The organism is Nostoc sp. (genome assembly GCF_036919495.1).
Taxonomy (GTDB): domain Bacteria; phylum Cyanobacteriota; class Cyanobacteriia; order Cyanobacteriales; family Nostocaceae; genus Nostoc.
Window position 1 is genome coordinate 1 of the sequence record NZ_JBALBZ010000153.1, and the last position, 12,906, is coordinate 12,906.

Genomic DNA, 12,906 nt, shown 5'->3' on the forward strand with positions numbered 1-12,906 from the left:
CAGTGGAATCCTGCCAATGTGCCGTCCATACTACAACTTCGCTGTGCCTACCTCAATGGTCAACTTGCTATCTAATGTCTTTGCAAAAATGGGATACTCCCATCCTAATTTCTGTAACGCACGAGACATTGCACTTTGACCTACCCAATTACCAGTCTTGTCTGCAAATAATTCACACAACTCTATCAATGTTGCATCTGGATATAATTCAACTAATTCTCTCAACTCTATGTCAGCATTTGTTAAATGACTAAATTGTGGCTTTCCTCGCGGCTTGGATTGTAAATTCCCTTCCAGTTTTTGTTGTTTTACCAGCTTTTGCACTAAACTCTTTGAGACGGAAAATATGTTAGCTACTTTCCTGATTGAGATGTTTTTTTGAAGATGTGCTGCAACTATTTTTTCTCGAAGATCGACAGAGTATGACTTCATTTAAATGTATTTATATTTTATTTTATTGTACCTCATAACAGACGCAAGTGCTGTAAAGCGGTGGATATTCATGAAGGTATCGACAATAGTTTAATGATTTTGCAACACCGCCTCAAAGCCACTGACAAAAGCCCAGAAATTCAGATCATCAAAGACTACAACAATTTATGCAATGTAGAATGCTACGCTGGACAGATCAACCAGGTGTTTATGAACATTCTAGTAAATGCACTCGATGCCCTCGAAGAACTCAATGCCAAACGAACTTATCAGGAAATTCAGGATAATCCTAGTAGCATCACGATTCGTACCTCTGCCATTGATTCGCAGTGGGTGAAAATTACCATTACTGACAATGGTTCTGGAATTCCCGAATCGATTCAAAAACAGATTTTCAATCCCTTCTTTACAACAAAACCTGTCGGTAAGGGAACAGGAATGGGAATGGCTATCAGCTATCAAATTATCACCGAAAAACATGGCGGCAAGTTAGAGTTTGTTTCGACACCTGGAAAAGGAACGAAGTTTGTGGTTCAAATTCCTATCCAGCAGCAAGTTTAGGAAGTAATGTAACGCAACGTTATGGTACGTATTCAAAAGTTAATTCAGAATTTTGAATCAATCAAATTAAAGGCAATAAAATTTCAAATTCAGTGCCTATACTAGGGCAAACGCATCTAAATTACTCTTGATCACAACGAAGCTTAAGAAACAACGAAAAAATCAGGATTTCGCGTTTGATTATTTTTAAAGCCCCAAAGCGATCGCCTACTTTCTTCGCAATAAGCAAGGGTTAATGACATTATTATTAGCTCTATTGAGAATAGACTTTACTTATTGACATGATGCGGCCGCCCTAGTGCCTATACCAATCTATGAATGGAAATTTAATTTTCCGCCATGTCTGACGATTTTAATTCGATAGCTTACTGCTAAACTAGTATTTTTACTATTCTTTGTTTCAAGAGAAAATGACTCTATAATTTGCTGCTGCAATTCTTGAGGCATCCCAGGTCTATTGTCGGCAATGCGAATTAGGGAAGGGAAAAAGGTTTTAAAACTCCTAAAATCACCAAACATTTTTGCTTCCCCAATTCTACTGTTAGGTCTATAATAAAAACCCAATCATTTCGGTATTCTTTTTCTCTTTGCAACTCATATAAACCACTTTTTCCTAACCAATTTCTCACACTACTAAAACTTGGAGTTGTCTCTTCCTTCTCAGATACTTCCAACTTAAAGTTGTTCTCAACTCCTCGTAAGCTACTCCCAGAATCAATTGTTTGTTGTACTGCTTTTTGTACTGTTTGAACACTATAATGATGCCCAATCGCTGTTAATATCTCTATTTCTTCGGAAATTTCTTCCCCTTTCTTTGTCCATCAAACACGTTGACATGAAGGATACGTAATTCTTTTTCTGCTTTCATCGCACGTTTTTTCCAATTCTCTCGTGAAACAGATTTGGGTATGGCTTGGAGATGATCTGCCACTGGTTTGTTCCGCAGAAGACATTTTACCAACTTTGGGAGATTTGCCGGAGCTTATGGTTAACGCGGTGATGGCTATGACTCGCAGGCAAAGCTAAAGTAAAAGTAATGTAACCATAGATTTGAGACGTTACTCATTGCTCAGAAAACCAAACTCCGATTTAATATTCCAACGCTTACCATCGTGAAGCAGTAATGTTAATTTGTCGGCAGTAAACTCAAAATGCAACTGACGCTTTTCAAATTCTGGCCAAGCATCTCTAAAGTTTTGCTTTGTTAAATCTCGAAACGCAACCGTTATATGGGGCGCAAAAGGGCGAGTTTTAGCAACCTTGTCAACGATTCCCAAGTTGCTTTCTGCATAAGTCATTAAATCAGCTTGCAAAGTCAAAAGTTCTTGACTTGTGACTACACTAATGTATATGACACGAGGTGCAAAGGCATCAAACCCTTTGAGGGTAATTGCTACTGGCTGTTGTCTACTTGCAAATTCCTTCAAGGATGCTTCTAAGAGTGGCAAGTTATCATCTGCCCATTCAAAGGGTGGTTGCAGGGTAATATGAGGTGGAGATTTTAGCGCTCCGCTACTAGCATAGCGATCGGCGAAGTATTGCTTAATCTGATTGGCGTAGTCTTGAATGTCTTGTGGTGGTAAAAGGGCAACAAAAAAACGACTCATATCATGCTTGCATAATTAGTTATGATTTCCACAGTCATTGATCCCACCCCGCCAAAGCTACGCTTCGTATCCCCTCCCCGCTTGCCTATTGTGTACACACAAGTCTGAAATAGCTGAAAAACCCAAGGTTTTACCCCACCCTAACCCTCCCCTTCTAAAGGGGATTGAACTAGATTTCCGGTTTCCCCCCAATATATCGGGGGGATTAAGGGGGGTAATTGGACTTGTGTGTACACCGTAGCCCCGCAAGCGGGGAGGGGATTAAGGGGTGGCGTTCTTCGGGTTTAATAAGTAATCAAGCGAACATGATATCATTTTGTTTATCTCCAAATTACAACCAATTGCCAATCAACACATAGGCAGACCAAAAGCTTGGTGCTTTGTAGTTAGGATGTTTCAGCAGTTCTAGCTGGGCCCGGTGGACAGCTTCGGCTTTGCTAATTTTGCCCTTCTTGAGTTCTCGATAGAAGGCACTAACAAACATTGCTGTGGAGCGATCGTCAATCTGCCACAGGGACGCTATGGTACTGCGTGCCCCAGCTCGTACAGCTGCTCCTGCAAGACCGAGTGCTGCACGTTTGTCTCCTGTCGCTGTCTGGCAAGCACTCAAAACTAATAACTCTACTATGCTTTTACCATGACTGCGGAAGAGAGTATCAAAATCTTTGACGTTGATCTGACCATCGAAATCCAAAATAAAAGTGTCTTCAAGGCGGGAACTAAATTGACCGTGGGTTGCTAAATGCACTATGTTGAATGAAGTATGAGCAATTTCACTCTCTAAATTCTTTTTCTTAAAATCTCTATCCATTAGGCTAGTAGTCGAGACTCCTGCTTTCATAATGCCGTCGAATTCAGATTTGATCGCAAGCAACGGTGCATACTTAGAAAAACCTGGTGGCGGCTGAGTCAGTCCTGCGGTTAGCGCCCTTAATTGCTGTTGTACTAGCGATTTAGGGTCGAGGAGTTGCAAACCCACGCTCAGAGCAATTGCATATTTCTCTACCAAATATTGCTTACCATCATAGAGAGCGGCCATTGGTAAATTGCGTAATGCTCCATCCAGGACAAACACTAAGGTATCTACTCCACTTTTTTGCAATTGTGACTCAATGGGTTTGAGCAGCCAGTCGTAAACTTGATGTGCTTGGGTTTGAACTGCGTTGGTAGCGGTGGGATTGACAAGATTTTTTCGCAGTTCTACTAAAAGTTTCTCTACATCTGCTTGGGATATCTTGTTACTGTAGCTTTGTAAGGGTTGTTTGGGAATTTTAACAATTACTTGAAGTTCGTCAGGAAGAATAATCGGATAAATAATGGCAGCCGTAGGATTATCTTTATCTACCACTTGATCGAGGGATACTCTTTGACCTTGTAGGCAAGCTTGCTGGAAGAAGTCGTTCAATTCTGCTATTTGGAGTGCTTCAATGCGCTCTCTTGCTTTCTCTAATATTTTTTCATTTGGTGATTTTCCTGCTTGGGATTTCAGCAGTAACTCTACTGACTCTCGGTAGACGGGTTCCACGCTGTCCCGAAAGTTGAATTGCACATCCTGGTTTACTACATCTTTGTTGGCTACTAAATCTCTGCGAAGAGACTGGAGAGTTGCCACAGCAGCATCATAAGCCGCGATCGCACCATTAATATCTTTTTGTGCCCAAAGCAATCTACCTAATTGCCACTCTAAGGTATAAGTAATTTCTGGTGCATTGCTACTCTGTGCCAAGGCTAATCCTTGCCGGGTAAGCTCTTGCGCCTCTGACCACTGCTTGGTTTCTTCGTACAAGCCTCCTAAACTCTTCAGTGCATACGCTTCTGCTCGCTTGTCCCCTAAACTGCGGGATTGCTGGATGGCGCTAGCAAGTAATACTGCTGAGTCTTTGGTACTGAATGCTTTATAGTAATTCTGACTGGATGCGTGCAATATGCCACTCTTGACTTTTGCTAGACTTTGAGAAAAGTTGACTTGAGCGTAAATACTCGCACGGCTGAGGGGGAGTTGGTCGATTTGGGACTTAATCAACGGCAAGAGAGTTTGAATCTCTGCGGCATGTTGATCTTCAATGAGTATTCCCAGATAATTTAGTTGTGCTTGGACTTTTGTAATGGGTGAGGGAGATGCTGCAACTGTTTGTTGATAATAGGCGATCGCCTTTGTTTTATCTTGTTGTTTAAGAGCATTATTCCCCAGGCTGAACAGACTGGCCCCAATATCAACGCTTGATTGCAGATTTCGAGCAATCGTCAGACTTGCTTCTAGCGCCTGACGTGACTTTTTCAAATCGCCCACTACTAAAAGCGCATCACCGAGCGATCGCAAACTTACTGTCTTTTCTATAGAGTCTGGTTGAGATTTTAAAGTCTCACTAACACGATCGAGTGTTTTGAGAGCGCGAGGGTAAAATCCTTGGGTTTGCCACGCCTGCGCTTGATTGATTAGCGATCGCACCACGCCGCTTTTATTATCTGCTTGCCTGTAAATTTTTTCTGTCTGCTGCCAAGTTGTTAAAGCCGCCTCCGCCTGTCCCATTGTCAGTTGGAGACGACCTTGAATATCGAGTGATTGAGCAAATATTTGCAAATTTTGGTTGTCATCCTGTCCTTTGAGCAAATTTAAGCTCTCTGTAATTGCCTGCTGTGCCTGATTCCATGCACCGAGTTGTTGGTAAGCTAAAGAAAGATTACTCAGTGTCGCTGCCAGTCTGATGCTCTCCCCTTGCTGCCTATATAATTGAACAGCCTGTTGTAACACTTCTACCGCTTTGGTAAAATTTCCGCTATTGTATAAAACTTTGCCCTGCTCTATTAGTGAGGCTGGGTCAGCAACCACAGCCAGCGACGTAAGATTGTGAATTGGTAGTTGAGATGATAAATTAATTGAGCTAGGAACTTTTGCCAGCACGGGTGAACCAAGAATGCATAGCAGAGCTATCAGGAAATACAAAGGCAAGCGTAAAAACTGAGCCAGCGTGCTTTTCTGCCAATTCCCTGGTTGCTTTTGCTTTTTAACTTTTACAGAATTCACACCAAAAACCCTAGTTTTTATAGCCATAAGCATGACAAGAAGTAAGTAATAACCAGAAACGCACAGGATTTACTGTAGGTATTTAGGCTACCAGGGTCATGTTACCATTTGCATTCATTGCTCATGTCGTAGCTCTCACAATCTTATTTGAGTTAATAAATATTGTAAAAAATCAGCCTACTTAGTGGGCTGATTTTTATAAGTAAAATAAGTCAAGTACCCTAACCAAAAGGTTTTAGATTTCTTGGGCACATTAACTGTCTTTTGTTAATGTCCTAGTACAGCATGGTGTAAATAAACCACCATTTAATTACAGCCACAAAGCCCCAAATTAAAGCTTTTTGACTTTTAACTTCCGCCTTGCGGTACTTGCCCCTCAAGTGGGGATTCCAGCACTCCCTGCCGTACTAAAAAAGTTTATTACCATAAAATGCCAAAAACCTGGTCGAGGTTGACCAGGTTTTATCGAGTTTACAGGGTTCAAATTGTTAAACTAAGTTAAGTAATTGAAACTTAATAACTAAGGTTGACTAAACGACGAACAAACTCAGCATTATTGCGTTTTTCCGCTTTAGGATTTGGGTTTGCCTTCTAGATTCGGCTTTTTACCACTTCATTTGATATGCTGAAATTTGCTTGGGTTGATGACAGGGGACACTAAGTCATTTCCCCTTTTAGTTTGGTTTTTTGTTTGGTGTCCTACTATTTAATTTATCGCTTAATTTGTGAGTTGCAACCCCTAGTTTACTAAAGTTGACGTTTTGTTAGATTTTGCAATTTAGCTCCAGAGATTTGATCCCCGACTATCTTTTTAAGAGAGTTGAGGGGATCTTGGAGAGATAAGCATAACTAACCAAACTGCATTGTCATCAATTCCACATAATTGGACTGTTATCCAGATGGTCGGTAACAATACGTCCAATGGCATCAATTTCTGCCAATTGGGCGGCGGAAAGCTTAATTTGAGCGGCTAATGCGTTGTCTCCTGCTTGTTCGGGATAACGCGCCCCAGCGATCGCATTTGTTTGAGGTTGAGCAATTAACCACGCTAAAGCTAACTGAGCAAGTGTACAATTATGAAGAAGGGCTATGGGACGCAGTTGTTGTAGCGCTTGTTGAGCACGTTCAAAGTTTTCGCCTTGAAACAGTTTATTTTTAGCACGGTTATCTGCTGGGTCAAATTTATGACCGTGAGCAAATTTACCTGTTAACAACCCCTGTGCTAAAGACGAATAAGCAAGGATAGAAATATTATTTTCGATACAATAGGGCAATACATCTTGTTCTACCTGTCTCCAGAATAAAGAATAGGGTGGTTGTAAACTATCAATACGTCCATAACGTGCTGCTTCTGCCAACTGGGCGTAGGAAAAATTGGAAACACCAATAGCTCGAATTTTACCTTGCTCTTTAAGGAGATTAAGAGCGTTCATAGTTTCCTCAATAGGTACTATTTCACTATTGAAAGCACCGGAGGGCCAATGTATTTGGTAAAGATCAATGTAATCAGTTTTTAAATTGGTTAGGGAACGATCGCAAGCTTCAATGACTTGTTCATACTTTAGATGGTTAGCAAAAACTTTTGTGGCATACTCCACATGAGTGCGTACATCAGATAAAGCTTCAGCGACAATTCGCTCAGAGTGTCCTTCACCATAAGCTTCAGCAGTATCAATTGTCGTGATACCAGCTTCATAAGCGGCTCGGATCGTTTTAATCGAGTCAGCATCTTCAACTCCCACCCACATTCTTTTACCAGCTTGCCAAGTTCCCATAAGGATGGGTGTGATTTGGACTTCAGAAGTACCTAGCGTAGGCGAAGCCCGTCGTAGACATCGCTTTTCCATAACTGCTTGCTTTTTAATTCATTCCCCTAGATAGTTTCACACGTTATCGGTCTTAGCTTGAAATTAAACCAGAGTTACAGTAGATACTGATGGAATTGACTACAACTTTTCATGCTCTCAAAGAATGGGCAGTCGCCGTAAATGCCTTAGAAAGTGGCAAAACAATTATGTTGCTCCGCAAAGGCGGTATCCATGAACGAAATGGACATTTCCAAGTTGCCCACAAGCAAATTTTGCTTTACCCTACTTATGAACATCAACAAGCTTTCATGCTGAAAGCTGAGTATGCTAATCGTGTTTATCCAGTAACATCAGGTTGGCATCCAGAGACAGTTCCCATCGGCAGTTGGGCTGAAATTACAGATATTTTGCCAGTTAGCGATGAGTCTATTGTCAACACCTTGCTTCCCTTCCATATTTGGAACGAGCATTTTATTAGCGATCGCCTCAAATGGAAACCACGCCAGCCGCTTTATATTCTGCTCCTGCGGACATATAAACTACCCCAACAAGAAATTCCCTATCACTCTAAATACGGCGGTTGCAAGTCATGGATTGATTTAGATCAACCAATTCACTTGCAAGGAGCAAAACCAGTTTTATCTGACTTTGCATACACTAAACTAGTAGAGACAATTCGCCAGATTGTCGGCGATAAGTTGTATGCTCCATCTTTCTAATAACCCAAGTTACAGGTTATCAAAGACCAATTTCTTATTAGACTTCTTGCAAAAGTCCCTAATAAGCTGTCGCGCATTTAATTTGCACAATTAGGGCGGGCAAGATGCCCACCCCACAAGAAATTTATTTTTTGGAGGATGCAAATTAAAAGATTTTTAGCTTATCATGTCCGCTTGATTACTTACTACGCAAGAACCCCACCCCGCATTTGCTAACGCAAACGCTCCCCTCCCAGCTTGCGGGGAGACGAAGCGTAGCTTTGGCGGGGTGGGGTTTTTTATTTTTGATTTATGCAAGAGGTTTATGGGACTTCCAAGAAATAAATTATTCCAAGAAACGAACCACAGAGACAAGGCAGCGCGGTCTTGGGGGTTTCCCCCATGAGCGACTGCCGCGCAGAGAACGCAGAGAGAAGAAATAGAGAGAGTTTTTGCCTCAGTTTTGGAACATTTTTTTATTTGGAAGTCCCTATTGAATGGCGCACTAGGAGATGACGGTTGCGCTAGGCGCAATTGCAACTCCGACTTACTTAGTTTTATAAGTAATTTCCGAAACCGACAATAGGCTATATGTATCTAATCAGAAAAACAAATAGTCTAATTGCGAACTTCAGCAAAAATAGTAGTTATGGTTACACACAATCCCAAAAAACGCGGATAACATTAGAAAAATCTCACCCGATAAACAAGGTGAGGCAAAGCTGTTTATCTTCGTATCCCTCTAGCAGATGTCTTTCAAGCTATGACTTGTTAAGTAACTATCCTGAAATGTATAGAACTTAATTACACTTTGCCACTTTAAGGCAAAAAAGTATCCCAGAAGGGTGATAATTAGCTTGACAAAGCTCTGCTATTATGCATTATTAGCTAAAAGAACAAGGAGTTTGCAATGCATCGACAAATGTGCTGGTTACCTAAGTTTGGTGGCAACGGAGAAAAAATTTTGTATTTGCAGACAGAACCTAATCAACCTTGGCGTCCTTACACAGCTTTTGGACATTTTAAAGTCCCAGATTATCAAATACCAGGTGGTTCTAAAGGTTGGGCAACTTGTCAAAAACTTCTCAAAGCAGGTTGGACACTAGTACCTAGCGCCCGCGCAAATGAGTTCGGCAGCAGCAGCTACGTAGAGTCAACAGCCCAAAATCAATAGTCATTGGTCATTGGTTATTTTTGGCGTATCTGCGTCTTTCCAGTCTCTGAATCGCTCATAAACCTCTAGGGGAACCTTCACCGCGAGGATCAGCGGCCCCTTCTAAAGTTCCATCAGATGTTACAGCGATCGCATTACCATTACCCCAAGGAATAGTTTCTTTTATTTTGTGTCCCCGACGGCGTAAGTCTTCCATAGTGAGAGCATCTAAGCCCCAAGATTCCACACGCAACTGATCTGGAAGCCATTGATGATGTATGCGTGGAACAGAAACAGCCGCACCAACATCCATGTTGTATTCCAGCACATTTAGGATCACTTGCAAAACTTGGGTGATGATGGTGCTACCACCAGGCGCACCTGCTGCCATGCGAAAATGACCGCTTTCTGTGACAATTGTGGGAGTCATGCTAGATAAAGGAGTCTTACGAGGTGCGATCGCATTGGCATCGTTACCAACCAAACCAAAGGCATTAGGCACTCCTGGCGCAGAAGCAAAGTCATCCATCTCATTGTTGAGGACAATTCCAGTTCCCGGTGTCACGACACCAGCACCAAAACCAAGGTTAATTGTGAAAGTCAGACTTACGGCGTTGCGTTCTTCATCCACAACCGTAAGATGACTGGTTTCAGTAGATTCATGGCGACTTGTCTTCGTTTGCAGAGACTGAAGCGATGATGGGATGATATTATTTTCCGATTTCTGATTATTAGCTTGACTAAAACGTTTTAGTGTCTCTCTATCTACTGGCTTGACCTCGGTCGAAGGTCTAGCCACTTGCATATTAATTTCTTGACGGCGTTTTTTGGCGTAACCTGGACTAAGCAGTTCTTGCACAGGAACTTTGACAAAATCAGGATCGCCTAAATATTCTGAGCGATCGGCGTAAGCAATCTTCATTGCTTCAACCATTAAATGTATAGCGTCGGGATGATGCCATCCCAAAGATTTCAAATCAGTGTCACCAATAATATTTAAAATCTGCAATAGATGAACGCCTCCTGATGACGGTGGTGGCATTGAACAAATTTTAGCTTTACGAAAATTGCTACAAACAGGAGTCCGCCAGATTGCTTTGTAGGCTTTGAGGTCTTCTAGAGTAATTAAACCGCCATTTTTTACCATATCAGAAGCGATCGCCCGAGCAATACTTCCGGTGTAAAAACTTTGGGGATTTTGGGCAATTTCTGTTAAAGTACGTGCCAAATCACGCTGCACCAGCTTCTCTCCTGGTTGATAAAACTCACCATTGCGAGTAAAAATTTCCCGCGCTGCTGGATTGTTGAGGATTGCTTCCTTACGGTTTTCGTATTCTGGGAGGGAACGCCAAGTAATTTGAGGACTGAGGACAAAGCCATCTTTAGCAAGTGCGATCGCAGGTTTCATTACCTCTTGCCAAGAAAGCTTACCATAGCGACGATGCAGTTCATAAAGTCCCGCCACCGTTCCTGGTGTGCCTACTGCCAAATAACCATTAATACTTGCATTGGGACGCACCTTTCCTTTGGCGTCTAGATACATATTTCTTGTAGCTTTCAGTGGTGCGCGTTCACGGAAATCTAACGCTTTCATCTCGCCAGTTTTCTCAGAATGCATCAGCAAAAATCCGCCGCCGCCGATTCCGGCTGAAAAAGGCTCAACTACTGAAATTGCAAAGGTTGTAGCGACAGCTGCATCTACTGCATTACCACCTTTGCGTAACATCAAAATTCCCGCTTCACTTGCTAAGGGATGGGCCGAAACCACCATCCCCTTTTTGCTGCGTAGAGGTAAAGTTAAGGCAGCTGAGGCAACTTGGCTGTAAAGCAAGACACTAAAAGAAAAGATTGCCAGCGCAACTCGCTTGGGTTTAGTAACACTAAGCATTTTTATACCATTTCTCCTAAAATCTTATACTTGTTTAGCATCTTGGCGTGAGATTATTGATATGATCTGATTTGAAAATTTTACAGTACTTATAAATGCTATGTTACGAAAAATAAGTAAAACTTTTTTCAAAGCTTTAACTATTGGATTATGTATCTCTAGTGGAAGCGTTCTTTCTCAAACATTACCGCTTTCGTCAAACTTAGTAGGTTTTAATACGCCTGAAGGGGAAAAATTATTACTTCAGAGTAAATCAAATGAAGACTTCTTTCCACTGAGTATACAATTCACCACTCAAAATAATCAGGCATATTGTGGTGTTGCGAGTATGGTTATGGTACTGAATAGTTTACAAATTCCAGCACCAGAAGCACCGCAGTACAAGCCATATCGAATATTTACTCAAGAAAACTTTTTTAGTAATGATAATACAAAAAAAGTGCTAAGTCCTGAAGTTGTCTCTCGGCAAGGTATGACTTTAGATCAGTTAGGGCAATTACTAGCCAGCTATGGTGTTAAAGTTAATGTTTACCACGCTGCCGACACTAGTTTAGAGCAGTTCCGCAAACAAGCGGCAGAAAATTTAAAACAACCGCAAAACTTTGTTTTAGTAAACTATTTACGCAAAGAAATAGGTCAAGAGACAGGTGGACATATTTCTCCTTTAGCAGCATATAATGAGCAAACAGATAGGTTTTTAATTCTTGATGTTTCTCGTTACAAATATCCACCAGTCTGGGTAAAAACATCAGATTTATGGAAAGCAATGCTTACAAATGATGCCTCAGTAAATAAGAGCCGTGGCTTTGTATTTGTCAGCAAAAGCCTTTGATATAAGAATCTGTCCGTTGAATTCATAAATCCTGCGATCGCCTATCTTCGATGTAAATAATGCGAGCTAATTATGGATACCGTAATTACACCAGAAAGAATCGAGTTACCACCTGGCGCGGTGTTGAAGCTTTTGGGAGACTGGAAAGACTATCAAGAATTGAGTCAGCAACTAGGCGATCGCTCCTCGCCTCGCATTAAATATCGAAGAGGAGAAATTTTACTAATGGCACCGCTACCGGAGCATGGAAGAGATGCGAGTTTACTGGCAGATATTGCTAAAGTTTTGTTGGATTATTTAAACCGCATATACGAATCATTTACGCCCATCACCATGAGCTTGCCAGAAATTAGTGGTATTGAACCAGATTTTTGCTTTTACATTGAAAATTGCAGAGCAGTAGTAGGCAAAAAAAGAATTAATTGGGAGTCAGATCCACCGCCAGATTTAGCAATTGAAATAGATGTGACAAGCTACACCGACGTTAATGATTTTTTACCTTATCGAGTACCAGAAGTTTGGATATTAAAGAGTAATCGGTTATTAATTTATAGATTGCAGGAAGAAAGTTATGTTCTTACAGAAAGTAGCTACTTTCCTAACGTCAGAGGAATTGTACAGCAATGTCTCCAAATGGCAAATGAGCAAACAACAAGCGAAGTAATTAAGTGGTTAAAGAACTTTTTGCGTGAACAGCAGTAATACAATGTCTAAACTAGTAATGAAAAGTTTGTAGTAAGCACAAAGCGTGCTTATATCGCTTATATCATGTTCGGATAATTCGTTATGATTCCATAGTCATTGCACCACACACGCCAGATGCTCCACTTGCGGAGACCCCAAGACCGCACTGGCTCCCCTTAGCAAGGCTACGGTGTCCACACAAGTCAGGGCAAACGCAT

Annotated in this window: 12 protein-coding genes and 1 pseudogene; 5 read left to right on the forward strand and 8 right to left on the reverse strand. The window is 41.5% G+C overall.

Annotation, left to right across the window (positions count from 1 at the left end; translation table 11 throughout):
- Positions 1–30: 30 nt before the first annotated feature.
- Positions 31–432 carry a helix-turn-helix domain-containing protein gene (locus tag V7K25_RS21865; protein ID WP_335160555.1) on the reverse strand — a complete coding sequence of 134 codons (402 nt, stop codon included), beginning with the start codon at positions 430–432 and terminating at the stop codon, positions 31–33.
- A gap of 60 nt (positions 433–492) precedes the next feature.
- Here V7K25_RS21865 and V7K25_RS21870 point away from each other — a divergent pair, with 60 nt between their 5' ends.
- Entirely contained in the window at positions 493–993 is a 501-nt protein-coding gene (locus V7K25_RS21870) for a sensor histidine kinase (protein ID WP_335160557.1), read from the forward strand.
- Between the two features lie 312 nt (positions 994–1,305).
- On the opposite strand, the pseudogene V7K25_RS21875 reads toward V7K25_RS21870, so the two are convergent.
- The 6 genes and pseudogenes from V7K25_RS21875 to V7K25_RS21900 form a co-directional block, all read right to left on the reverse strand.
- Positions 1,306–1,467 (reverse strand): annotated as a pseudogene (locus tag V7K25_RS21875) (ATP-binding protein); the annotation flags it as partial.
- A complete protein-coding gene (locus V7K25_RS21880; protein WP_335160614.1) occupies positions 1,467–1,667 on the reverse strand; it encodes a hypothetical protein in 201 nt (66 codons plus the stop codon). The pseudogene V7K25_RS21875 and the gene V7K25_RS21880, both read right to left, overlap by 1 nt.
- A 110-nt stretch (positions 1,668–1,777) precedes the next feature.
- On the reverse strand, positions 1,778–1,924 hold the full coding sequence (locus tag V7K25_RS21885) for a hypothetical protein (protein ID WP_335160558.1): 147 nt from the start codon (positions 1,922–1,924) through the stop codon (positions 1,778–1,780).
- A 127-nt stretch (positions 1,925–2,051) separates the two neighbouring features.
- Positions 2,052–2,600, reverse strand: coding sequence for a 2'-5' RNA ligase family protein (locus V7K25_RS21890; protein WP_335160560.1), 549 nt, complete (start codon positions 2,598–2,600; stop codon positions 2,052–2,054).
- Between the two features lie 331 nt (positions 2,601–2,931).
- Positions 2,932–5,658, reverse strand: a complete 2,727-nt coding sequence (locus tag V7K25_RS21895; RefSeq protein ID WP_335160561.1) for a CHAT domain-containing protein — start codon at positions 5,656–5,658, stop codon at positions 2,932–2,934.
- Positions 5,659–6,494: 836 nt separating this feature from the next.
- The gene (locus V7K25_RS21900; protein WP_335160562.1) at positions 6,495–7,472 is read right to left on the reverse strand and encodes an aldo/keto reductase; all 978 of its coding nucleotides are present in this window, start codon (positions 7,470–7,472) and stop codon (positions 6,495–6,497) included.
- A gap of 89 nt (positions 7,473–7,561) precedes the next feature.
- On the opposite strand from V7K25_RS21900, the gene V7K25_RS21905 reads away from it, so the two are divergent.
- Both V7K25_RS21905 and V7K25_RS21910 read left to right on the forward strand, forming a co-directional pair.
- The gene (locus V7K25_RS21905; protein WP_335160563.1) at positions 7,562–8,152 is read left to right on the forward strand and encodes a DUF1802 family protein; all 591 of its coding nucleotides are present in this window, start codon (positions 7,562–7,564) and stop codon (positions 8,150–8,152) included.
- An 889-nt stretch (positions 8,153–9,041) separates the two neighbouring features.
- Positions 9,042–9,305 (forward strand): hypothetical protein, encoded by a 264-nt coding sequence (locus V7K25_RS21910; protein ID WP_335160564.1) that lies wholly within the window; start codon positions 9,042–9,044, stop codon positions 9,303–9,305.
- Between the two features lie 55 nt (positions 9,306–9,360).
- On the opposite strand, the gene ggt is transcribed toward V7K25_RS21910, so the two are convergent.
- Positions 9,361–11,172 carry a gamma-glutamyltransferase gene (gene ggt / locus V7K25_RS21915; protein WP_335160565.1) on the reverse strand — a complete coding sequence of 604 codons (1,812 nt, stop codon included), beginning with the start codon at positions 11,170–11,172 and terminating at the stop codon, positions 9,361–9,363.
- A 100-nt stretch (positions 11,173–11,272) separates the two neighbouring features.
- Here ggt and V7K25_RS21920 point away from each other — a divergent pair, with 100 nt between their 5' ends.
- On the forward strand, positions 11,273–12,004 hold the full coding sequence (locus V7K25_RS21920) for a phytochelatin synthase family protein (RefSeq protein ID WP_335160566.1): 732 nt from the start codon (positions 11,273–11,275) through the stop codon (positions 12,002–12,004).
- A gap of 72 nt (positions 12,005–12,076) precedes the next feature.
- Positions 12,077–12,706: a Uma2 family endonuclease gene (locus V7K25_RS21925; RefSeq protein ID WP_335160567.1), complete on the forward strand. Its 630-nt coding sequence runs from the start codon at positions 12,077–12,079 to the stop codon at positions 12,704–12,706.
- Positions 12,707–12,906: the final 200 nt, after the last annotated feature.

Excerpts from the sequence above, each read along its gene's own strand:
- V7K25_RS21865 (WP_335160555.1), bottom strand. The coding sequence starts at position 432 with ATGAAGTCATACTCTGTCGATCTTCGAGAAAAAATAGTTGCAGCACAT.
- V7K25_RS21890 (WP_335160560.1), bottom strand. The coding sequence starts at position 2,600 with ATGAGTCGTTTTTTTGTTGCCCTTTTACCACCACAAGACATTCAAGAC.
- V7K25_RS21895 (WP_335160561.1), bottom strand. The coding sequence starts at position 5,658 with ATGCTTATGGCTATAAAAACTAGGGTTTTTGGTGTGAATTCTGTAAAA.
- V7K25_RS21900 (WP_335160562.1), bottom strand. The coding sequence starts at position 7,472 with ATGGAAAAGCGATGTCTACGACGGGCTTCGCCTACGCTAGGTACTTCT.
- V7K25_RS21905 (WP_335160563.1), top strand. The coding sequence starts at position 7,562 with ATGGAATTGACTACAACTTTTCATGCTCTCAAAGAATGGGCAGTCGCC.
- V7K25_RS21910 (WP_335160564.1), top strand. The coding sequence starts at position 9,042 with ATGCATCGACAAATGTGCTGGTTACCTAAGTTTGGTGGCAACGGAGAA.
- ggt (WP_335160565.1), bottom strand. The coding sequence starts at position 11,172 with ATGCTTAGTGTTACTAAACCCAAGCGAGTTGCGCTGGCAATCTTTTCT.
- V7K25_RS21920 (WP_335160566.1), top strand. The coding sequence starts at position 11,273 with ATGTTACGAAAAATAAGTAAAACTTTTTTCAAAGCTTTAACTATTGGA.
- V7K25_RS21925 (WP_335160567.1), top strand. The coding sequence starts at position 12,077 with ATGGATACCGTAATTACACCAGAAAGAATCGAGTTACCACCTGGCGCG.